Here is a 21,641-nt window from a genome sequence, read left to right on the forward strand (position 1 = left end):
CGGGAGGGAAGCCCCGGCGAAGAGCTGCCGAAGCCTGTGTGAACAACCTGTCTGGACAGGTTACGGAACGTACCCGGGGGCGGGGCCGCCGTCCCCGGGAGACGCGCGGAGTCAGTTCACCGATACCGGCAGTGCGCCGTCGAGCGGGGTGGTGAACACGCCGTTGAACAGGCCGCTCGATCCGCAGAACGAGGTGCCGCCGAGCAGGTGCACGGTCTGGTTGGTGAAGGTGATCGAGCCGCCGGTTCCTCCGCCGCCCGGGTTCACGATGATCCCGACGATCGGGCTCAGGGCGGAGTTGGTGGCGAAGTCGCAGTCGAAGGTGCCGATGCCGTTGTTCAGGCCGATGACCACGGTGATCGCGGTGACGGTCAGCTTCAGCGGGCTGCCGTCGCTGACGACGGCGACGCCGGTGCCCGACAGGGTGACGCTCTGCAGGGTGTCGGTGGTGCCGCTGAGCGTACAGCCGGAGACGCCCAGCTGAACGATTTTCAGAGCGGCGCTGCCGGGCGAAGTCGGATTCGTGGCTGTTTGCGCGACCACGCCGACCTTGCCGCACGCGAGGGTGATGCTGTTGTTGAAGCCGAACTTGAAGGTCGTGCTGCCGACCGTGCTCAGCGAGTCGCCGACGGCGACGGCTCCGGCCGAGGTGGTGAGCACCGCCGTGCCGGCCTGGGCCGGGGCCGCGGTGAACACGGCGGCGCAGGCGGCCAGCAGGGCGCACAGGCCGCTCAGGGCGCGGGTGCGGGAGAGGGTCATGGCGGGAGGCGAATCCCTTCGCTTCAGGCCGCGGCCCGGCCGCGCCTCCCGTGGGGCGCGCGGCCGGGCCGCGGCGGTGGATCTAGAAGCGTCATGAAAATCTTCGTGTTCTGATGTGGTGGCCTGGCGTAGCCGGCCCGCCGCTCGCTTGTTCACGCTGGTGTGGGTAGCTGCCAGGCTCCGTCTGTGCGGGTGAGGCCGAGGTTGATGAGGGTGCGCAGGTTCAGGGCGGCGGCGCGGGTGTGGATCCAGGTGTTGTTGGGGATGGTGCCGCGGTAGCGCAGGCGGCGGTTGTTCCCGGCGACGAGCCAGGCGACGGCCCGTTCAACGGGTGGGCGCCAGCGGCGGTAGGCGGCCTGCCAGTCGGGGTCGGTGGTGGCCTGGCGTCGGGCGGCGGTCTGCTGGTCGTGGTGGGGTCGGATGGTCAGCACCCGGCCGGCCTTCGCTTTCGTGCACTGCTCGCGCAGCGGGCAGGTGGGGCACTGGTCGAAGACCGCTTTGCGCTGATGGTGGATTCCACTGGGTGGAGTGAGCGGGATGGTGTGCCCGGCGGGGCAGGTGACCTGTCCGGTGGTGTCGATGGCGAAGTCGTCGAGGCTGAAGCCGCCGGGTACGGCCGTGGTCAGCGGCGCGGGTTTGAGGAACAGGCGGTGTCCGCGCTCGAGCAGGGCGGCGCTGGCGCTCCCGCTGCTGTAGGCGGTGTCGCCGTACAGGTCCAGGCCGGTGGCCTGGTCGTCTTCGTTGATCAGGTCGAGGGCGACGGCGGCCTCGTGGTGCTCGGGCCCGGAGCCCGGGCGGATGGCGAGGGCGGTGTAGATCCCGGTCTCGGGTTCGATGGCGAGGTGGGCTTTGTATCCGTCCTGCTTGTGGGTGCGGGTCTTGTGCACGTGCCGTGATTCGGGATCGACGGTGGAGATCACGCGGTTCTCGGCGGTGCCGCGGGTGATGCGCCAGCGCCCGTCGCGCCCGTCGGAGTCCTCCGCGGGTTCGACGTCCTGGCCGGCGACGAGGGCGAGCAGGCCGAGGGCGTCTGCGGGCTTGGGGCCGTGCTCGCGCTCGGGCAGGGCCACCAGCAGCCGGATCGCGTCGGTCACCAGCGCGTCGACGAGTTCGGCCCGGGCCTGCGGGTCGTTCCAGGCGATCGCGGGTTTCCCGGGATCGGCGTAGTCGTGCGCGGTGCACACGGCCGCGACCACGTCCGCGGCACCGGGCACCTCGCGCGCGACGCGCCGGATCGCGGCGATGATCTGGGTGACGGTGTCCTGGGTGGCCACCGCGTCATCCAGCACGGTGGAATCCAGCGCCCGGCGCACCTTGCCCTTGAGGATCCCGGTCTCGGCCACCACCGCGCGCACGGCGGTGAAGATCCGCTGTGGGTCCGCGGAGCGCGACAGGCGTCGGCGGAAGTAGGCCAGCAGCGACGGGTCGAACCCGGTGTCATACAGCCCGAGCCCGCACGCGGCCTTCCACCGCAGGTCACAGCGCAGCTCCTGGACAGTGTCGAAGTCCGAGTGGCCGTTAAGGGCCTGGAGGGTGACGGCCGCGGCCAGGATCGCCGGAGGCATCGAGGGACGTCCGTTGCGCGAGGGGTACATGTCCGCGAACATCTCCGCCGGAAACAACGCCTCCCGGTGCTCGGCCAGGAACGCGAACACGCTCCCGGCCGGGATCAGCTCCCGGCACGTCGCCCACACATCTGGCCCGACCAGCTCACCCGTCCACTCACCCTGCATGACAGCATTCTGGCCCGGCCGCTACGCGGCCGGGCCAGAATGCATGATTTTCATGACGCTTCTAGGGCGCGTTTGAGAAGTAGCGTCGGATCAGGCCGCGGCGTCTGACGCGTGCGCTCGCAAGGCGCCGGGGCGGGCGCATACTCGCCTCGTCTGTAACCGCTCCGGCAACGCAGCGAGCGTGCGTGGCAGGCGTCGCGGCCCCGGCGATACTTCTCAAACGCGCGCTAGATCACCGTAGGCTGATCAAGGAGCGTCAGTTGGCGAAGAGCAGGCCGTTGCTCTGGGTCTGGTCGACCACGTTGCCCAGGGTCATGTTGAACAGGCCGGTCGAGCCGGGGGCGCCGCACACGCTCGTGCCGGTGAGCAGCCACACGGTCTGGTTGGTGAAGGAGATCTTGCCGGTGGGCGGGTTCGCGATGGTGCCCACGATCGGGGCGTGGGTGGAGTTGGTGCCGTAGTCGCAGTTCACGACGCCGAGGCCGTTGTTCAGCGCGACCCGCTCGTCCAGCGCGGTGACGTTGAAGTCCTTGGGCGAGGAGGTCACGTTGGCCGAAGCGGCGCCGTTGAGCTTGACGCTGGAGACGGTGACGCCCGAGATCCCGCTGATGGTGCAGCTGGTGAACGTCAGGGTTCCGATGCTCAGGTTGGCCGTGCCGGGCGCGGCCGGGTTGGAGGAGTCGGTGGCCGACATCGACGCCGCGGAGCAGACGATGGTGACGGTCTTTCCGCCGCTGGTGAAGGAGAACGAGTTCGTGGTGCCCGAGGCCAGCGAGCCGGTGAGCGTGTCGCCGACGGCGACGTTCGTGCCGCTCGGGTTGGCCGCGGTGACGGAGAGCACGTCGCCGCTGCTGGCGAAGGCGGGCGAGGTGGACAGGACGAGTGCCGTGGCTGAGGCGGCGGCGACGCCGAGGACGGCGAGACGGCGCTGGGACATGAGGATGCTTCCCTTCCATCGGATAGAGGCTTGCGCTCGTGCGGGCGGTCTTTCTTCGGACGGAGGTCTGGGGGGTGCCGGCGGCCGGGGGCGGGCCGGCCGCCGGCGAAGGTCATTCAGAGGCCTTGATCGCGGCGGTGAGGTCGGAGACGGACGAGTCGGCCGCGAGCGAGGTGCTCACGTTCGTCAGGGTCGCGCTGTTGTGGCCGGCCGCGGAGCCGAGGCCGAACAGCAGGTTCACCAGCCAGTTGGCCGAGTTGGGGATGATGCCGCAGCCGGAGGCGCCGGGCACGGAGAACGAGTTGTCCACCAGGGTGGCGCCGGAGAACCCGACGATCAGGGTGCTGAAGCCGTTGGGGTCGGAGTTGAGCGAGACCGTGCCCGAGTCGCCGGTGACCGGCTTGTTGGGCGCGGGCGGCGCGGTGGTGCCGGCCGTCGGCTCGAGCAGGATCGGCGCGCTGTTGGAGCCGACGTAGCAGTTGGTGCCGAGGAACGCGTTCCACAGGTGGAACTTGAGCGGCAGCTCGAACAGCGGGTAGTCCTCACCGGTGGACAGCGGCGCGAACTGGGTGATCGGGCCGGCCAGCGAGACCTGGACGAAGGCGCTGGTGAGTCCGGGCACGTAGTTCGACAGCCCCGGGATCGGCACGTCGAGCACCGGACCGCTGAGCTCGTTGCCGTCGGTGGGGGCCACCGTGCTGAAGACGTTGGCGCTGTTGCCGTCGGGGAAGGTGACGGTGGGACCGTCGTTCGGCCAGTAGAAGCCGAACTTGGAGGTCATGGTGCCGGTCAGCGGGACGCTGATGCCGCCGATGGTGATCGAGCCGCCGCCGATCGTCGCGACCGCGCAGCCGACCTCGGCGCTGCTCGCACTCTGCAGCTGCGACGAGGTGAGCGGACAGGTGCCCATGCCGGCGTAGAGGCCGGTCGGGGCGGCCGCGGCCGACGCGGGCCCGGCCAGTCCGGCGGCCAGCAGCAGGGCCGCGGTGCCGGAGCCCGCGAAAGTTCTCCATACTCGCATATATGTTCGCACTCCCTGATCGACGATGGGTACCATCAGAGGTGGTGCACGGTGATGGTGGTCGCGGGCTGGAAAAACGCCGAGTCCGCGTCATAATCGGTATCGATTGCGGCGTGGCGGCCCGCCCCGCCTGAAGTCCTCGGGGCGAGCGGGTCGGCGACGCTCCACGATCATTAACCCGCCGGTAACATTGCCTGAGAGAGTTTTAAACCCGACAGGTTTTCACGTCAAGCGCGGCGAGAAAGGATCTGGCGGTGACCGCTTCCACCGTGACTGCGAATGAGCGTTCGAACCAGGGTGAGGCCGGGGCGCCGCTGCGGCTGCCCGGGGGCCGCGACGGACGCGATCCGGAGCGCGCCATCAAGCGCGGGCCCAGCCGGGTGCCGCGGGAGCTGGTGCTGGCCACCCAGCGCGACCGGCTCTACGACGGGCTGGTGCGCACCGTCGCCGAGCACGGATACGCCAACGCCACCGTCACCGACATCTGCCGGGCCGCGGGGGTGACCCGGCCGGCCTTCTACGAGCACTTCGACGGCAAGGAGGGGGCCTTCCTGGCCGCCTACACCCACGGCACCGACCTGCTGCTCGAGGTGCTCGAGGCGGCCTACGCCGCGCACGCCGGCGACTGGCGCTCGGCCGCCTGGGAGAACCTGGAGATCCTGCTGGAGGTGCTGGCCGGGGCGCCGGCCTTCGCGGCGATGGCCATCGTGGAGATCGAGGCGGCCGGCCCGGCCGCCCGGCGCAAGCGGGCCGAGCTGCTCTGGCGCTTCCGCCGCTTCTTCGCCGAGGCGCCCGAGCCGCCCGGGCCGGTGGACCGGGCCGAGCTGATCGACACCGTGATCGGCGGGGTGTACTCGGCCATCTACCAGCGGATCGCGGCCGGCCGGGCGAGCGCGCTGCCGGAGCTGATGCCGGTGCTCGCCTACTTCGTCACCGCGCCGTTCGGGCTGGCCGACGCGCACCCGCCGCGCCCGGGCTCGAGCTCCCGGCCACGGGTGGTGCTGCCGTGCATGCCGTTGTTCCTCGCGGCTGATCAGGATACTGAGTCATAAGTGAAAGCTGATGGCCGATCAGCTCCGCGTTGATCGATCAATGGCGCTTTCACCTGCGCGAAAAGATTAAACTCCGGCGAGTTTTCTCATAACCTTGACCCAGTGCTTACTTGAGGGTAACTTCCTGCTTGTCGCTCGGCCGCGCGTATCGCCGCAGGCGTCCCGCGCCCGTCGCACCTCGCAAAACCCTGAAATCCGGCCGTTTCCGGCCGGAGACCAAGCCCATCGTCGTGCGTCTCAGGGAGCAACGAATGAGTTCGACACAAAGCGCAAGCTCCGCGGTCAGGACGCAGGGCCGGGTGCGGTTGCGGCGATTCGCCGCGCTCGCCCTGCCCGCCACCCTGGCCGGCGGCGCACTGGTGATCCTCACCGCCCAAGGCGTCCTCGCCGCGCAGTTCTCCATATCCGGCATGCCCTTCACGGTCACGGCCGACCAGCTCACCGGCACCGGCCTGGAGCAGTACGGCGCCATCGACAACGTCGCCGACGGCTCGCCCAACCTGGCGGACACCAACGGCCAGGAACTGGTCTTCGTCTCGGCGATCAAGCAGGCGCAACTGACCAACCTGTGCCAGAGCGTGAGCATCGGCTTCGCCAACCTGGTGATCCGGGCCGGCGCCGGCAGCACCCCGGTGCAGGCCTCGGACCTCGTGGTCGACTCCGACTCGCTCACCGGTGACGCGAACTTCACCAACCTCTCGGTGGACCAGGACGCCAGCACCCTCGACGAGATCCCCGGGGTCGCCGGCCCGCTCGGAACCTTCGGCCAGCAGGCCGACACGGTGACCATCAAGAACCTGCGGCAGGACAACTGGGCCACCACGGCCTCCTCGTTCACGCTGCCCGGCCTGAGCATCGGCTTCTCGGACAACGGCTGCTGATGACGTCCGATCCCCGCGAAGAAGGCGCACGCGCCGATTCCCCCGACGGCCACGCGCCGGCGGGGGAACCCGGCGTGGAGCCGGCTGCGGCCGTGCCCGCCTGGGGTATCGCGGCCACGGCCGCCGAGACCACGCGCCTCGAGGCGGCCGAGACCGCGCGCATCGACGTCACGCGCCTCGAGACCGCCGAGGCGGAAGCCGACCCCGCCGCCGGGGCCGGGGAGCCGCAACCGCGCTGGAGCCGGCGCGCCCGGCTGGGCTTGCGCGAATGGCGCCGCTCCCGGCCGTTCTGGGGCGGGCTGTTCGTGTTGCTGGGCGGCGGCGAGATCATCTTCACCTACAAGGCGCCGATGGCCCTGGTGATGCACTTCGGCCTCTACGGCCTGGCCGGCTATCTGGTGCCCGGCCTGCTGGCACTGCTCGGTCTGCTCATCCTGTTCGATCCGCAGCACCGCACCTTCTATTCGGTGCTGGCCGTACTCGCCGCCCTCGGCACCTGGCTGACCTCGAACCTGGGCGGGTTCATCCTCGGCATGCTGCTCGGCGTGATCGGCGGCTCGCTCGCGTTCGGCTGGCAGGCCGGGCCGAGGCCCGTGCGCAAGCGCGGGAAACAGTACCGCCCCTCCACCACGCACTGAACCAGGGTACGAACAGCGCCGAACCAGGGCACGAACACCAGATCACCGATCGAACGGCCCTGGCATAGCCGCCCGCCCCCCGACCGGGGCGGGCGGCGCCGTTCCGGCACGGCCGCGCAGCAGCGTCTGACGGCTGTTCACGCAATGGTCGCCCGCCCGTCAGCCCCCTGGTGCCTGCGCTGGCGATGCTCCCAGATGACATCTGTCTGCACCCTTACCCACGGAGCATCCATGCGTCTGAGCACGCGCACGTCCTGGCCCGCCGCCGCGCTGGGCACCGTCGCCCTCGCCACGGCCTTCCTGCTCGCGCCGTCGGCCGGCGGCGCCCCGGCGGTCAAGCCGGCCGCGGCCACGCTGCCCACCCCGGCGCACATCGTGATCGTGATGGAGGAGAACCACTCCTACTCCGACATCATCGGCAACTCCAGCGCGCCGTACATGAACTCGCTGGCCTCCTCGGGCGCGCTGATCACCGCGTCCTACGGCGTCACCCACCCGAGCGAGCCGAACTACATGGCGCTGTTCAGCGGCTCCACCGACGGCCTCAGCGCCGACACCTGCCCGGTCACCAGCAAGGCGGCCAACCTCGGCTCCGAGCTGCTCGCGGCCGGCTACACCTTCAAGGGCTACTCCGAGGGCCTGCCCTCGACCGGCTCGACCACCTGCACCTCCGGCAAGTACGCCCGCAAGCACTCGCCGTGGATCAACTTCAGCAACGTCCCGACCGCGGACTCGCTGCCCTACACCTCGTTCCCGAGCTCCTCGAACTACGCGAGCCTGCCGACGGTCTCGTTCGTCATCCCGAACCTGAACGACGACATGCACGACGGCACCATCCCGGCCGCCGACACCTGGCTGAAGAACAACCTCTCCGCCTACGCCACCTGGGCCAAGAGCAACAACAGCCTGCTGATCGTGACCTGGGACGAGGACGACTACACCGAGAACAACCAGATCCCCACGATCATCGTCGGCCAGCACGTGGCCACCGGCGACTACGACGAGACGATCAACCACTACAACCTGCTGGCGACCCTGGAGCAGATGTACGGCCTGACCAAGGTCGGCTCCAGCTCCTCCGCGAGCGTCATCGCCGACATCTGGAACTGAGCGAAGTACATTGCCGCCCATCACGCGACCGGTCCTGCGGATCGGCGCACTGGGCGCGGTGATCGCGTGCGCGGCGGCGGGGTCCCTCGCCGCCGCGCACTTCACCGCGTCGTCCGCCGCCGACCCGGCGGTGACCGTGGCCCTGACCGCGTGCGGCACCCCGCCCGCGCGGCTGGCCGCCGGTCCGGTGCGCTTCCAGGTGACCGACGACTCCCGCGACTTCGTGAACGTATACGTCATCGCCGCCACCGGGAACGACGTCTACGCCGAGCTGCAGTCACTCGCGCCGCACGCGACCGTGGCGCTGTCCACCGACCTCGGCGCGGGCAGTTACGCCCTGCGCTGCGTCTTCTCCAACGGCAAGATCGGCACCTCCGAGCCGATCAGCGTCTCCGGCGCGGACGACGGCGCGGTGCCGGGCTACGTCCCGCTGCCGGACCTCGACATGCAACCGGCGGTCTCCGCCTACACCAAGTGGATCGGCGGCCAGCTGCCCGCGCTGCTGACCGCGAGCAAGACCCTGGACGCCGACGTCGCCCGAGGTGACCTCGCCTCGGCGCGTAAGGACTGGCTCGTCGCGCACCTCGACTACGCCAGGCTCGGCGCGGCCTACAACGCCTTCGGCGACTTCGACGGCGAGATCGACGGCATGGCCGACGGACTGCCCGACGGCGTGCACGACAAGGACTGGACCGGCCTGCTCGCGATCGAATACGGGCTCTGGCACGGTGCGGGCGCCGACACGCTGCGGCCGCTCACCAAGGGCCTGCTCTCCAGCGTCAATGGGCTGATCCAGGACTTCCCGAGCGAGGAGGTCGATCCCGGCGACGTGCCGCTGCGCACCCACGAGATCCTGGAGAACGCGCTGCAGTTCGAGCTCACCGGCATCGCCGACTACGGCAGCGGCACGGAGCTGGCCACCACCTACGCCAACGCGCAGGGCACCGGCGAACTGCTCGAGATCCTGGCCTCGCTGATCCAGCAGCGCGACCCGGCTCTGCTGCGCACGGCCCTGGCGCAGCTGGCCGCGTTCCAGGCGGACCTGCTGGCCGACCGGACCGGCGCGGGCTCGTGGATCCCGGTGGGCTCGCTCAGCGTCGCGCAGCGCCAGCGCCTCGACGCCGATCTCGGCGCGCTGCTCGAGTCGCTGGCCGAGGTGCCCGACCTGCTCTACCCGCGCACCTCCGCCTGACCCGCGGCCGCCCGACGCCCGCTCAGCCCGCCGCCAACGCCACGGTCTCGCCGTCCGCGCGGATGACCACGAACACGTTGCGCGCCTTGGCCGAGCGGGCGTCGAGCGCGGCCGAATGGGTGCCCGGCTCGACCTGACGGTCGAACAGCTCGCGGGTGCGGGTGCGGTAGAGCGCGTCCAGCCGGTACGCGGTGATCCGCAGCCGGCACGGGCTGCGCAGTTCGAGATCGACGATGCCGCCGCGCACCGAGGCGTCCACGACGGCGCGGCGGCCGAGCGGACGGCGGTCCAGCGCCTGCTCGAACTGGGCCACCAGCAGCTCGGTGATCGGCGCGTAGCCGTCCACGAACACCGCCTCCGGGTCGGCCTCGGCGAACTCCCGCCGGATCCGCTCCCGGTCGGCCGGCTTCACCGCCCGGCCGAAGGCGACCACCCGGTACCCGGCCCGCGCCCGCACCCCGGCCGGGTCCTGGACCTGGTCCGCCTCGATGCCCTCCGCCCGCAGCGCCCCGGCCAGCCGGGTGAGCACCGCCGCCCGCCGCCCGATCAGCAGCACCCGTCGCTCGTCCACGCGCCGACAATAGCCGGACCGGAGCCGGCTCCGTGCGCCTTCCGGGCACCTCGCGCCCGGGTTTCAGTGCACGCTGCCGGCCAGGTTGAGCCCGGCCACCCCGGCCACGATGAGCACGATGGCGACGATCTTGAGCGCGGAGACCGACTCGTTCAGGAAGACCATGCCGTAGATCACCGTGCCGGCCGCGCCGATGCCGGTCCACACCGCGTAGGCCGGCCCGATCTCCAGCCGCCGCAGCGCCAGGGTGAGCAGGCCGAACGAGCTGAGCGCGAACAGGACGAAGCCCACGGTCGGGAACAGCTTCGTAAAGCTTTTCGACTGCTTCAGGCACACCGCGAAGCCGGTCTCCAGCAGACCCGCGCAGACGACCAAGAGCCACGCCATGCGTCGAGCCTGCCGCTGCGCCGCCCCCGCCCGCGAGCCGGGAGGACCGATCAGGCGACCGCCGGCGAGCAGGCCTCGATCGCCCGCTGCAGCATCCAGTCCGTCACGCCGTCGGCCGCGAGCTTCTCGAGCAGCGGCAGCAGCTGCGGGTCGGCGAGCTCGGCGGCCGCCTCGAAGTAGAGGAAGCCGGCGTCCGGCTGGGCCAGCATCTGCTTGAGCACCGGCAGCACCCGCGGGTCCTTGCGCCGGGCGAGCGCGGAGGCGGCCTCCCCGGCCGTGTCCGGGTCCACGTCGAACAGCAGCCGGGCCAGCGCGTCGCGCAGCTCCGGGGTGTCGTTCTCCCGGCTGCCGAGCGCGAACGCGGACCAGTCGCGCACGTCCGAGTCCTCGTCCCGCAGCAGCGCCGAGAGCACCCGCACCGCCTCCGGCGGCAGCGGGTCGACCACGGCCGGGATGCCCCGGGCCACCTGCCAGCGCACGCTCGCGTCCGGGTCCCGGGCGAAGCGCAGCAGCGGGTCGAGCACCCGGGCGTCGTCGATCACGCACGCCAGCGCGTTGGCCGCGGCCCGGCGCAGCCGCACCCCGGCCCCGCCCGGCTCGGTCAGCGCCACGGCCGCCGCCGCGTCGATCAAGGGCTGGACATGCCAGTCGAACTGGTGCGCCTGTACCGCGAGCAGATCGAAGCCGAGCGCGCGCACCGGCTCGGCCGGCTCGGCCCAGAACGCGGCGGCCAGCCCGAGCCGGTTGGCGGTGGTCTCCAGCCGGGCGAAGACGTCCTCCATCCGGTCGAAGTGGGTGGCGGTCGACTCCTCGTCCTCGTCGTCGTAGTCGAGCAGCTCGTCGAGGAGCTGGGCGGGTATCGGCAAGGTGGACATGGCCTCAAGTGTGGCACCGCCCCGGCCGCCGCGCGCACCCGTCCATTCCGTTGGACCAGGCCGGAATTGGGCCCCTAGGGTGATCGCATGTCCAGTGAGGCCACCACACAGCCCAGCGTCCCGTCGAGGCCCGGTTTCTCCGACGTGCGGCTGAGATCCGAGCGCCTGCTCCTGCTGCCCTGGGGCGAGGAGCACATCGACGCGATCACCGAAGCCTGTCAGGATCCCGACATCCAGCGCTATGTGCCGCTGCCCGGCCCCTACACCCGGGCCGACGCGGAGAAGTTCGTGCGCACGGTGGCGCCGGCCGGCCGGGCCGCGGGCACCGACGTCGTCTTCGGGATCCTGCACGCCGAGACCGGCCGGGTGCTCGGCGCGGTGGGCCTGCACCGGTTCAAGGACCTGGGCCGGGCCTGCGGCGGAGCCGGGGACATCGGCTACTGGGCCGCGCCGTGGGCGCGGAACCAGGGCTACATGACCGAGGCGGTGCGGGTGGTGTGCGCCTGGGGCTTCGAGTACCTGCGCCTCGCCCGGATCCAGTGGATCGCGGTCGTCGGCAACGAGCCGTCGTGGCGGGTGGTGGAGAAGCTGGGGTTCACCCGGGAGGGCACGCTGCGGGCGCACCTGCCGCTGCCCCAGGGCGGCCGCGCGGACACCTGGATCGGCTCGATCCTGAGCACGGAGTGGGGATCCGCGCAGACCGGTTCGTCGTCCGACGTCTGCTGACGGCCGGTCAGCTGCTCGTCGCCGGGCTCACGGCGGGTGCCGCCGTCACGGCGGCCGTGGTGCCGTAGGCTGCCGGGGACGGCGCGGTCGGGCAGGGCGCGGCCGAGGAGTGCGGCAGCATACGCACTGCGCGGGCTATCGCGCGGCGGCGGTCGCCCGCGCCGAGGACGTGCCCGTCCGCCGTAGGGACGCGGAACTCAACCGTCCGCTGCCGCCGGCCGTCATGGAGTCTGTGACGAGTCCGGCCGAGCGAAGCATGCTGCCCGATCGGCCCACCGCGATCGTGCCGTCGAGCCGGTCCGGCGGTCCGGAGCCGTGATCTATCCTGGCCCCGGCGAGACAAGGTTCGAGAACCGAAGGAGACGCGCATCAACACCCGCAGCGCCCTTGTGCGCAGCCCCCACTCCCGTCGCCGCCGCCCCCGGCCGGTGGTTGCCGTCCTGCTGACGGCCGCCTGCGCGCTGGCCGCCTGCTCGAGCGGCAATCCGGCGCCGACCTCCGGCGCCTCGAGCGCGGCGACCTCGCCGGCCCCCGCGCAGAGCTCGAACGCGGCGAGCTCCGCGGCCCCCTCGTCGCCGTCCGGGTCCTCGAGCGCCAAGCTCTCGGCGCTGCAGCTGGCCGGGCAGCGGGTGATCTACTCGTACTCCGGGCTGACCCCGCCGGCCTCGCTGCTCAAGCTGATCCGCGAGGGCGAGGTGGGCGGAGTGATCTTCTTCGGCCCGAACATCAAGAGCACCAGCCAGCTCGACGGGGTGGTCAAGCAGCTCGAGGACGCCGCCGCGCAGAGCCCGGTGCACCTGCCGCTGCTGCTCATGACCGATCAGGAGGGCGGCGAGATCCGCCGGATCCAGGGCGGGGCGCCGGCCCAGACGGAGCGTCAGATCGGCGAGTCCGCGAACCCGGCCACGGCCGCCGCGCAGGCCGGCACCGGCGCGGCGAACACGCTCAAGTCGGCCGGTCTGAACATGAACCTGGCCCCGGTGCTCGACGTCTTCTCCAGCCCCGGCGACTTCGACGACCAGTTCGGCCGCTCCTACAGCAGCGACCCGAACGTGGTCTCCGCCGCGGGCGCCGCGTTCATCAAGGCGCAGCAGAGCGCGGGCGTGGCCGCGACGGCCAAGCACTTCCCAGGCCTGGGCACCGCGCCCACGAAGGCCGACACCGACTTCGAGCCGGTGACCCTGAACGCCTCGCTCAGCCGCCTGCGCTCGGTGGACGAGGAGCCGTACAAGGCGGCGATCGCGGCCGGCGTGGACGTGGTCATGGTGTCCTGGGCGGTCTACCCGGCGCTCAGCAGCCGGCCCGCGGGCCTGTCCTCGGTGGTGGTGCAGCAGGAGCTGCGCGACCGGCTCGGCTTCACCGGCGTGACGGTCACCGACGCGCTCGAGGCCGGCGCGCTCAAGGCCTTCGGCGGCCCCGGCCCGCGCGCGGTGGACGCCGCGGAGGCGGGCATGGATCTGATCATGTGCTCTTCGCAGGATCCGAACCAGGGCGAGCAGGCGACCCAGGCGCTCGCGGCGGCGCTGAACAACGGCACGCTCAGCTCCTCCACCTTCAACGCCGCGGTCGGCCGGGTCAACTCGCTGCGCCAGAAGCTCGGCTGACAGCGCGACGCCGGGAACACCGGACGCACCCGGAGATCAGGGTGCGTCCAGGCGTCTCACGGGGCTTCGACCGCGCTCGGCTCGACGGCCTCGGCACCGCTGACGGCGGCCGGCTCGCGCTGCACGTCGCGCTTGGTCACGGCCAGGCCGGCGACGAGCAGCGCGATCAGCGCCGTCAGCACCAGGGCCACCGGCCCGTCGCCCAGGCCCAGGCCGCTGGCGTTCTTGGGCTTGCCCAGCCCGTCCGCGAGCGACGCGCCGAGCGGCCGGGTCACCACGTAGGCCGACCAGAAGCACAGCACCGGGTTCCCGCGCAGGAAGCGCCAGCCGAGTAGCGGGATCAGGATCAGGCCGGCGAACAGCGCCGCCGACGGGAAGTAGCCCAGCTTCAGCGTGTTCGCGGTGAAGTCGCCCAGCGCCGTGCCCATCGCGAAGGTCGCCGCCACCGCGGCCCAGTAGAACGCCTCCCGGCGCGGCGTGTCGATGCTGTGAATAGACAGGGTGCGCTCGGTCCGGCTCCAGAGGATGAACACCGCCGCCAGCACGCACGCGTAGAAGATCGTGGACGCGGTGTACGGCACGTGCAGGGCCACGTGCATGACGTCGGCCGCCATCGTGCCGAAGACGCCGACCATGCAGACCGTCAGCCAATACGTCCACGCCCGGTACCGCGCCGTACGGAACTGCAGTGTCAGCGCGCCGACGAACGCGATGAAGCCGAGCAGCACCGAGACCGGCGCCCCCAGCGAGGAGTTGACCAGCGCGTCCGAGGTGGACTCGCCCATGGCGGTGGAAAGGCCCTTGACGATCCAGAACGCCAGGGCCACCTCCGGAACTCGCAGGGCGCCGTGCGCGGTCAGCGGGAAACGTCCGGCGGCAGGCGGGGGCGGGGTGGCAGCTGGGTTCACGGCACCGAAGTATGCCAGCCGGTTCGCGCCGGAAAGGCCCCCGAGGGAGCCCGCGGCCTGTTCTTAACCGCTTCTTTCCAGGTTTCCCGCGGGCATACTGATGGCATGGGCGGCCTGCGTCCCGGGAGGGGGATCGGTGGTCTGGAAAGTGCCCGTCGTGCCCGAGGTCGAAGGGCCCTTGCACGGTGACGAGAAGGCGGTCCTGCTCGGCTGCCTCGACCACCATCGAGCCCGGTTCCAGAACGCCTGCGTCGGACTGACCGCCAAGCAGCTCGCCCGCCGCGCGCTGCCGCCCTCGAACCTCTCGCTGCTCGGCCTGGTCCGCCACCTCGCCGATGCCGAGCGCGCCTGGTTCCGCAGCCGCTTCGGCGGCGAAGTCGTCGAACCGCACTACCTCACGGCCCGCCGCACCTGGTTCCAGCGCCGTTTCGGCGGCGAGGAGCTGGAGCTGCACTACGCCACGCCGCGGGACCGCGACGCCGCGTTCGAGCTGGCCGAGCCGGACGGCGCGGAGCACGACTGGGCCGTCCTGCTCGCGGAGCAGCAGGCCGCGCGCGGCGTGATCGCCCGGCTGCCGCTGGAGGCCGAGTACCCCACCGACCGCTACGGCCCGGTCAGCCTGCGCTGGGCCGTAATCCACATGACTGCTGAGTATGCCGGCCACGGCGGCCACGCCGATCTGCTCCGCGGACGCATCGACCGCAAACCGCGCGACCACGCCTGACGCAGCAGGCCGCCAGACGAGACGGACGTCCCCTAGGCTGCCGGAATGAACGCCCGTATCGAAGCATTCAGTTCCGTCTCCACCGCCCTAGCCCTGTGCAGCGACCGGGAACTGGCCGCACTCGTCGACGCCGCGAAGCCGATCGGCGCGGGCATCGGCGGCCCGACGGCGCTGCTGGAAGTCGACGGGAACAAAGTCTTCGTCAAGCGACTGCCGCTGACGGACCGGGACCTGCGCCCAGGCGACGCCCATTCCACCGCGAACCTCTTCGACCTGCCCACCTTCTGCCACCACCCGGTCGCCGGCCCGGGCTTCGGCGCGTGGCGCGAGCTGGCCGTCCACACCATGACCACGAACTGGGTGCTCACGGGGGAGTACGAAGTCTTCCCACTGACCTACCACTGGCGCGTCCTCCCGCACCACGGCCAGTCCCTGCCCGAGGAACTAGCCGACATCGACGCGGTCGTCGCGAAGTGGGGCGGCGGCCCGGAGATCCGAGCCCGCCTCGAAGGCGTGCGCGACTCCACCGCGAGCGTCGCTGTCTTCCTGGAGTACTTCCCGCACAACCTGCACAACTGGCTGGGCGAGCGGATCGAAGCCCGCGACGAGGAGGCCGAGCGACTCTGCGTCAGGATCGAGCAACAGATCCTCGAGGGCACGCGCTTCATGAACGATCGGGGCCTGCTCCACTTCGACGCGCACTTCGAGAACCTGCTCACCGACGGCGAGCGGCTCTACTTCGCCGACTACGGCCTGGCCATCTCCGACCGCTTCGACCTGGCCGAGGACGAAGCCGCATTCCTCGCCGAGCACCAGGATTACGACTACCGCTACAGCCTCACCCACCTGACGATCTGGCTCGTCACCGCCCTCTACGGACACCGCGGCGAAGAGCGCATGGCCTTCCTACGAGCGTGCGTCCAGGGCGAGCGCCCGACCGGAATCCCGACACGGATCGCCGACATCATCGTCCGCTACGCCCCCATCGCCCTCGTGAACTGCGAGTTCTACCGCCAGATGGCGCAGCAGAGCACGCAGACGCCGTATCCCGCGATGCCCTAGCACGGGTTGATGATCGGCTGAGTGGTTGTTGTGGTGTGGGCGGCTGCTTCGCGTCGCCCTCGGTTTCGTCTGTCCACCCGCCCACCCGTTGCGTTGGTGGGGTGGGCTGCGGTTTCAAGACGAAAATCGCCGCTGGCAGGCCCTTCCCTCGGAGAGAGATGCCGGAGTCTGTGGGGTGCTGGCGTTGGCGGGGCGGGCTGTTGTTCGGGGTGGTCGGGTGCCGGGTGTGTGCTCTCTCCTCGGTTGGTCCCCGGAGGCAATCAGGGTCCTGCCGGGAGGTCAAGCGGCGGTGGCCCGCGCTGTGCTGTTTTCGTCTTCGCGCCGCTTGACCTCCCGGCAGGACCCTGATCGGGCTTCGCCTGCCCGACCGAGGAGAGAGCCCACCCCCTGAGGGGAGTGGTGTGAGCTGCGCTCGGGCCCGGGTCCCGTCCGGTGGCCCGGTCGCGCTTGATGCATGATCCTGCATCGCACTGACCCGGCCGACGCTCCTCTTCGGCTGCCTGGTTCGGTCAGCCTTGTGGAGTGGTGTCCGGTGGTTCGGCTGTGCTCGATACAGGATGTTGCATCACGTAGATTCCTGTATCGCCGGTTCTGGTACCGCTCCCATCTCCTACTTCAACGCCCGGGGACGTCCGCGAGTTCCCGGGAACATCCCTGATTCTTTCTGCCACACAAGGGTCGTATACACGCCTTTTGTCAGTGGCGGGCTCTAGAATAGAAGTGTTCGGGGATGTCGGGGCCGGTGAGGGGAGGGTGTCGTGGACGGGGTGACTGGGCAGGTCGCGTCGATGTCCCGTGTGGTGTGCGGGGTGCTCGAGCGTGCACGGGCGGGTGGGGATGATGCGGGGCGGGTTGACGCGGTGCGTGAGGCGATCGTGGAGGTGGGCCGGGCGGCGCAGGCGCTGCACGGGATGCTGCTGACGCTGGTCGGTGAGGGCGACCGGCTGGGTATCGCGCGTGGGGGTGTGGGTCCGTGGCTGGCGACGGTGCTGGATGTGACCGAGGGCCGGGCCCGCGCGCTCGCGCACGACGCCCGGCTCCTGGCCCGGCTGCCGGGAGTGGAGGCGGAACTGTGCTCCGGGATGATCGGGCCTGATTCCGCGCGGGCACTGGCGCGCACGGTCAAGGCGGTGCGGGCGACGGGTCTGGATCCTGCGGTGGAGGCCGCGAAGACGCTCGAGGTGACCCGGGAGCGCGGTGCGCGGGCGGGGTTGGAGCGGGTGCGGGTGCTGGAGGAGCAGGTCGCGCCGGGTTCGATCGAGGCGCGTCATGCGCGGGAGCGCGAGCGTTCCTTCGCCCGGATCACCACGTGCGGGGAGGGTCAGATGCACCGGTGTGAGATCCTGCTCGATCCGGTGCGCGGCGCCGTTTTCCAGGCCGCGGTCGATCTGCAGGTCGCCGAGATGATCCGGACCCGGCAGTTCGACGGCGGAGAGATCGTACCGGAGGACGTGCGCAGCACCGAGCAGATGAACGCGGAAGCGGTCACCCGGCTCGCACAGGTCTTCCTCGATGCCCCGCCCGAGCAGCGCCACGCCCACTTCTCCCTGCCCGCGCTCGCCGTCACCATCGAGCCTCCCGCACCCGCGGCGGCCGTGAAGAATCCTGCCGTGCCCGCGGCGGCCGTGAAGGACCCTTCCGCGCATGTGGCGGGCATGAAGGATCCTGCCGTGCACGCGGAGATCCCCGCGGGCTGTGCGCGCACGGTGTTCGGGGCACTGGTTCCGGCCGGGCGCCTGCCCAAGCGCGGTGATCCCAGGCGCCACGAGCTGGTGACCGACGGGCGCACGGGCACCTTCGACGGGGTCGCGCTGGACGGTGACCCTCGGGCGCGTCTGGCCTCGCCCGCGCAGCGCGGGTTTCTCGCGTGGCGCGACCGGTACTGCACCTACCCGGGCTGTGACCGCCCCCTCACGTTCGCCCTGCACGCCCATCACGTCGTGCCGTTCGCACAGGGCGGTGGGACGAGGGTGGGTAACCTCCGGCTGTATTGCGCGAAGCATCACACCACCGTCCACCGCGAGCGGTGATGCACGATCCTGTATCGGCCGCGGCCGAGCCGCCGGACACTGCTCCGCACGGCTCCCGGACCACGCAGTCGAAGAGAAGCGGCCGCATACGAGCGGTGCAGGTTTCTTCCGGATCGAGCACGGCCAGGCCACGGGATGGGACCTGGGCCCGAGCGCAGCTCGCACCACTTCCTCAGGGGGTGGGCTCCAATGTCGTTCTGATCGACTGGATTGTGGTTGTCGTGTCGTTGGGGGGTTCGGATCGTTGGGTGGGGTGTGGGTCATCCGTGGGTCGGGCATTCCGACGAGGTCAATCTCGGTGTGTTGACGCAGTTTGTGCCGCCTTCGCTGGTGGACGCGGCGATCGAGGGGCGTACGCGGGATCGGTCGCGCAGGCCCGGGCCGTTGACGATGCGGTTCGCGGCGTATTTCGAGTTGGCGTGCGCGTTGTTTCCGCACGAGTCGTTGGAAGATGTCTGCGACAACCTGGTCGGCGCGGTTCCCGAGCTGTGTGAGCTGGCCCCGGCCAAGAGCGCGCTGCACGGGATGCGTCAACGGCTCGGTCCGGAGGCGATGCGGGCGGTGTTCGAGGCGGTGGCCGGTCCTGTGGCCGGGCCGGAGACGATCGGGGCCCGGTGGCGGGGGCTGTGTACGCTGGCAGTGGACGGATTCGTGGTGGAGATCCCCGATTCGCCGGCGAACCGGGCGCACTTTTCCGGGCCGGTCACCCGCGGCGCGGACGGTAAACCGGTGGCGGTGGGCTACCCGGTGGCCCGGGTGGTCACGCTGGTGGAGACCGGCACGCGTGCGGTCAGGGGCGCGGCGATCGGGGGATATCTGACCGGGGAGCACGAACTGGCCGAGCAGCTCGCCCCGCACGCCGCCGAGGGCGACGTGGTGATCTTCGACCGCAACTTCCCGTCCGTGGCGCTGTGCAAGGCCTTCCGGGCCACCGGCGCCCACCTGGTGATCAGGGCGAAAAAGCACATCGGTACCGACCGGGTCGAGGTGCTGGCCGACGGTAGCGCGCTGGTGCGGATGTGGAGCAACGCGGTGCGCGGGCGCGGCCCGGAGCGCTACGAGACGCTGCGACTGATCGAGTATGAGATCGGCACCGGCGAGGTGATCAGGCTCCTGACCTCGATGACCGACCCCGAGCACGACCCGGCCTCCGAGATCGCCCGCCTCTACGCCGAACGCTGGCAGGGCGAGGTCTCCAACCTCCAGGTCAAGACCCAGCAGATCACCCCCGGCCAGGTCCTGCGCTCCCACCACCCCGACCAGGTCCACCAGGAGATCTGGGCGCACCTGGCCGTCAACCACTGCCTCTCCCGCCTGATCGCGCTGATAGCCGACGAACGACGCGAAGACCCCGAGCGCGTCTCGTTCACCAAAGTCCTCAAAGAGGTACGCCGCAGCGTCATCCGCCAGATCGCCCACGCCGTCAACCGGGTCCTGGACATAGCCGACGACCCGAACCGCTACCGCAACCCCGAACGCGCCCCACGCACCAGCGCACGCACCGTCAAACGCATCCGACAACGCTTCGGGACCCGCCGCACACCCCCCAACACGCCGGTCACGGTCAAAGCACCACCCCGAACCATCAGAGTACTGTCACTCAAGATAAGTTGATCAGAACGACATTGGGGTGGGCTCTCTCCTCGGTCGGGCAGGCGAAGCCCGATCAGGGTTCTGTCGGGAGGTCAAGCGGCGCGATGCAGGATTCACCATCAGCGGAAGCCGCCGCCGCTTGACCTCCCGGCAGGTTCCTGATTGCCTCCGGGGACCGGCCGAGGAGTCTTCCTGTCCCCTTCCGGTGACGCCTTGACGGCGTGAAAATGGGCTTGTGCCCGCCGCCTGTGTGAGGTCGAGTTCTCTTGGGTTTCGTATCCCGTCGAGGAGTCTGACACGGGCTGCTATCCGGGGCTGTGACTTGTTGCTTCGAGCACGCCGGCGAGACTTGGCGTTCCTCGGGTGGCCTGTCGGGTGGCGGGCACGGGGTGCCGGCTCGGGGGAGCGCGGGATCGCAAGGAGGCCCTGATGGGCGATCAGATGATGGTTTGGCGGGATGAGCAGGAAGCCGACGGGCGTGTCGAGCGGGTGGCAGCGCTCGATATCGCCAAGGCGTCGGCGGTGGTGTGTCTGCGGGTGCCCGGGGCCGGTGCGCGGCGGGTGCAGCGGACCTGGAAGGTGGCCGCGCTCACCTCGGCGATCAACGAGTTGGGCGACCTTCTGGTGTGTCAGGGGGTGGAGTTGGTGGTGATGGAGGCGACCGGGGATTACTGGCGGCCGTTCTTCTACCTGCTCGAGTCCCGTGGGCTGCGGGTGTGGCTGGTCAACGCCCGGGATGTGAAGAACGTGCCGGGCCGGGCCAAGACCGACCGGCTCGATGCGGTGTGGCTGGCGAAGCTGGCCGAGCGCGGGATGCTGCGCGCCTCGTTCATACCTCCCCGGCCGGTGCGGGAGTTGCAGGACCTGACCCGGTTGCGCGAGGTGCTGGTCGGTGAGCGCACCCGGTACCGCAACCGGGTGGAGAAGGTCTTGGAGGACGCGCTGATCAAGCTCTCGCTCGAGGCCTCGGACCTGTTCGGGGTCTCCGGGCGCGCGATGCTCGATGCGCTCGTGAGCGGGCAGCGCTCCCCGGCGGTGATCGCGGACCTGGCCCGGGGCACGCTGCGCAACAAGATTCCGGCGCTGCGCAAGACCCTCGAGGGCCGCTTCACCGAACACCACGCCTACCAGCTGCGCCTGCTGCTGGCCAACAACGACCGCCTGGACGCGCAGATCGCCGAGCTCGACGCCGAGATCGAGCGCAGGATCCGGGACCTCGAGGCGGGCGCCCCCCGGCCCCCGGACGGTATGGGCGTGCTCGAACGCCTCGATGAGATCCCCGGGGTCGGGCGCGCCTGCGCGCAGGCGATCGTCGCGGAGATCGGCCTGGACATGAGCGCCTTTCCCACCCCCGGCCACCTCGCCTCCTGGGCGAAGCTGACCCCGCGCGCCATCCAGTCCGGGTCGAAGAACACCCACGGCCCGACCGGGAAAGGCAACCGGTGGCTGAAAGGACCCCTCGGACAGGCCGCCAACAGCGCCAAACGCGGCCAGACCTTCCTCGGCGCCCGCTACCGCCGGCTGATCAGACATATGCCGAAGAAGAAGGCGCAGACCGCCATCGCCCGCAACATCCTCGAGATCGCCTGGCACCTGATCAACGACCCCGCCCTACGCTTCCGCGACCTCGGACCCGACTGGCACGAACGCCACCTCAACCAGGCCCGCGCCACCCGCAACCACCAACGCGCCCTGGAAAACCTCGGCTACACCGTCACCCTCACCCGGGCATAACAGGACACGAACACTAAACCCCCGGGGCCAGCCGGGGCGCTTCGCCATGCCCTCGAACAGTTGTATTTTCCGGCGAGAGAGCACGCCCCCGGCACCCGACCATC

The 21,641-nt window shown here is 70.6% G+C and carries 20 protein-coding genes; 12 read left to right on the forward strand and 8 right to left on the reverse strand.

Going from position 1 to position 21,641, the window contains the following annotated elements; all coding sequences use genetic code 11:
• Positions 1-111: 111 nt before the first annotated feature.
• From ACTRO_RS41170 to ACTRO_RS41185, 4 genes are all read right to left on the reverse strand, one after another.
• Positions 112-759: a hypothetical protein gene (locus ACTRO_RS41170; protein WP_034271922.1), complete on the reverse strand. Its 648-nt coding sequence runs from the start codon at positions 757-759 to the stop codon at positions 112-114.
• Positions 760-911: 152 nt separating this feature from the next.
• Positions 912-2,492, reverse strand: a complete 1,581-nt coding sequence (locus tag ACTRO_RS41175) for an IS1182 family transposase (protein ID WP_084315930.1) — start codon at positions 2,490-2,492, stop codon at positions 912-914.
• 256 nt (positions 2,493-2,748) lie between these two features.
• A complete protein-coding gene (locus ACTRO_RS41180; protein WP_034271924.1) occupies positions 2,749-3,429 on the reverse strand; it encodes a hypothetical protein in 681 nt (226 codons plus the stop codon).
• Between the two features lie 112 nt (positions 3,430-3,541).
• Positions 3,542-4,450, reverse strand: a complete 909-nt coding sequence (locus tag ACTRO_RS41185) for a hypothetical protein (protein WP_051452182.1) — start codon at positions 4,448-4,450, stop codon at positions 3,542-3,544.
• A gap of 254 nt (positions 4,451-4,704) precedes the next feature.
• Here ACTRO_RS41185 and ACTRO_RS41190 point away from each other — a divergent pair, with 254 nt between their 5' ends.
• The 5 genes from ACTRO_RS41190 (at position 4,705) to ACTRO_RS41210 (ending at position 9,323) form a co-directional block, all read left to right on the forward strand.
• The gene (locus tag ACTRO_RS41190) at positions 4,705-5,502 is read left to right on the forward strand and encodes a TetR/AcrR family transcriptional regulator (RefSeq protein ID WP_063628171.1); all 798 of its coding nucleotides are present in this window, start codon (positions 4,705-4,707) and stop codon (positions 5,500-5,502) included.
• A 251-nt stretch (positions 5,503-5,753) separates the two neighbouring features.
• A complete protein-coding gene (locus ACTRO_RS41195) occupies positions 5,754-6,383 on the forward strand; it encodes a DUF6230 family protein (protein ID WP_034271926.1) in 630 nt (209 codons plus the stop codon).
• Positions 6,383-7,021: a DUF6114 domain-containing protein gene (locus tag ACTRO_RS49320; RefSeq protein ID WP_211244601.1), complete on the forward strand. Its 639-nt coding sequence runs from the start codon at positions 6,383-6,385 to the stop codon at positions 7,019-7,021. The genes ACTRO_RS41195 and ACTRO_RS49320 overlap by 1 nt, the downstream gene beginning before the upstream one ends.
• A gap of 231 nt (positions 7,022-7,252) precedes the next feature.
• Positions 7,253-8,131, forward strand: a complete 879-nt coding sequence (locus ACTRO_RS41205; protein ID WP_034271928.1) for an alkaline phosphatase family protein — start codon at positions 7,253-7,255, stop codon at positions 8,129-8,131.
• Between the two features lie 10 nt (positions 8,132-8,141).
• On the forward strand, positions 8,142-9,323 hold the full coding sequence (locus ACTRO_RS41210; protein WP_051452183.1) for an EfeM/EfeO family lipoprotein: 1,182 nt from the start codon (positions 8,142-8,144) through the stop codon (positions 9,321-9,323).
• Between the two features lie 22 nt (positions 9,324-9,345).
• Here the strand turns inward: ACTRO_RS41210 and ACTRO_RS41215 are convergent, their stop codons facing one another.
• The 3 genes from ACTRO_RS41215 to ACTRO_RS44650 all read right to left on the reverse strand — a co-directional run bounded on the left by ACTRO_RS41215 (position 9,346) and on the right by ACTRO_RS44650 (position 11,156).
• Positions 9,346-9,894 (reverse strand): hypothetical protein, encoded by a 549-nt coding sequence (locus ACTRO_RS41215; protein ID WP_157436736.1) that lies wholly within the window; start codon positions 9,892-9,894, stop codon positions 9,346-9,348.
• Between the two features lie 63 nt (positions 9,895-9,957).
• Positions 9,958-10,281, reverse strand: coding sequence for a DMT family transporter (locus tag ACTRO_RS41220; RefSeq protein ID WP_034271930.1), 324 nt, complete (start codon positions 10,279-10,281; stop codon positions 9,958-9,960).
• Positions 10,282-10,331: 50 nt separating this feature from the next.
• Positions 10,332-11,156, reverse strand: coding sequence for a HEAT repeat domain-containing protein (locus tag ACTRO_RS44650; RefSeq protein ID WP_051452185.1), 825 nt, complete (start codon positions 11,154-11,156; stop codon positions 10,332-10,334).
• An 87-nt stretch (positions 11,157-11,243) separates the two neighbouring features.
• Between ACTRO_RS44650 and ACTRO_RS41230 the strand changes: the two genes are divergently transcribed.
• Together ACTRO_RS41230 and ACTRO_RS41240 are read left to right on the forward strand one after the other, a co-directional pair.
• On the forward strand, positions 11,244-11,882 hold the full coding sequence (locus ACTRO_RS41230) for a GNAT family N-acetyltransferase (protein ID WP_051452186.1): 639 nt from the start codon (positions 11,244-11,246) through the stop codon (positions 11,880-11,882).
• A 428-nt stretch (positions 11,883-12,310) separates the two neighbouring features.
• Complete coding sequence (locus tag ACTRO_RS41240) at positions 12,311-13,486, forward strand: glycoside hydrolase family 3 N-terminal domain-containing protein (RefSeq protein WP_245594639.1); 1,176 nt, start codon at positions 12,311-12,313, stop codon at positions 13,484-13,486.
• Between the two features lie 56 nt (positions 13,487-13,542).
• On the opposite strand, the gene ACTRO_RS41245 is transcribed toward ACTRO_RS41240, so the two are convergent.
• Positions 13,543-14,394 (reverse strand): COG4705 family protein, encoded by an 852-nt coding sequence (locus ACTRO_RS41245; protein WP_084316927.1) that lies wholly within the window; start codon positions 14,392-14,394, stop codon positions 13,543-13,545.
• A 157-nt stretch (positions 14,395-14,551) separates the two neighbouring features.
• On the opposite strand from ACTRO_RS41245, the gene ACTRO_RS41250 reads away from it, so the two are divergent.
• The 5 genes from ACTRO_RS41250 (at position 14,552) to ACTRO_RS41270 (ending at position 21,537) form a co-directional block, all read left to right on the forward strand.
• Positions 14,552-15,118: a mycothiol transferase gene (locus ACTRO_RS41250; protein ID WP_034271936.1), complete on the forward strand. Its 567-nt coding sequence runs from the start codon at positions 14,552-14,554 to the stop codon at positions 15,116-15,118.
• Positions 15,119-15,163: 45 nt separating this feature from the next.
• The gene (locus ACTRO_RS41255) at positions 15,164-16,180 is read left to right on the forward strand and encodes a protein kinase family protein (protein ID WP_034271938.1); all 1,017 of its coding nucleotides are present in this window, start codon (positions 15,164-15,166) and stop codon (positions 16,178-16,180) included.
• A gap of 758 nt (positions 16,181-16,938) precedes the next feature.
• The gene (locus tag ACTRO_RS41260) at positions 16,939-18,210 is read left to right on the forward strand and encodes an HNH endonuclease signature motif containing protein (RefSeq protein WP_157436737.1); all 1,272 of its coding nucleotides are present in this window, start codon (positions 16,939-16,941) and stop codon (positions 18,208-18,210) included.
• A gap of 300 nt (positions 18,211-18,510) precedes the next feature.
• On the forward strand, positions 18,511-19,824 hold the full coding sequence (locus ACTRO_RS41265) for an IS4 family transposase (RefSeq protein WP_169740029.1): 1,314 nt from the start codon (positions 18,511-18,513) through the stop codon (positions 19,822-19,824).
• A 408-nt stretch (positions 19,825-20,232) separates the two neighbouring features.
• Positions 20,233-21,537, forward strand: a complete 1,305-nt coding sequence (locus tag ACTRO_RS41270; RefSeq protein ID WP_211244603.1) for an IS110 family RNA-guided transposase — start codon at positions 20,233-20,235, stop codon at positions 21,535-21,537.
• The last annotated feature ends 104 nt before the right edge of the window (positions 21,538-21,641 follow it).

This window comes from Actinospica robiniae DSM 44927, assembly GCF_000504285.1.
In the GTDB taxonomy this organism is placed as follows: Bacteria; Actinomycetota; Actinomycetes; order Streptomycetales; family Catenulisporaceae; genus Actinospica; species Actinospica robiniae.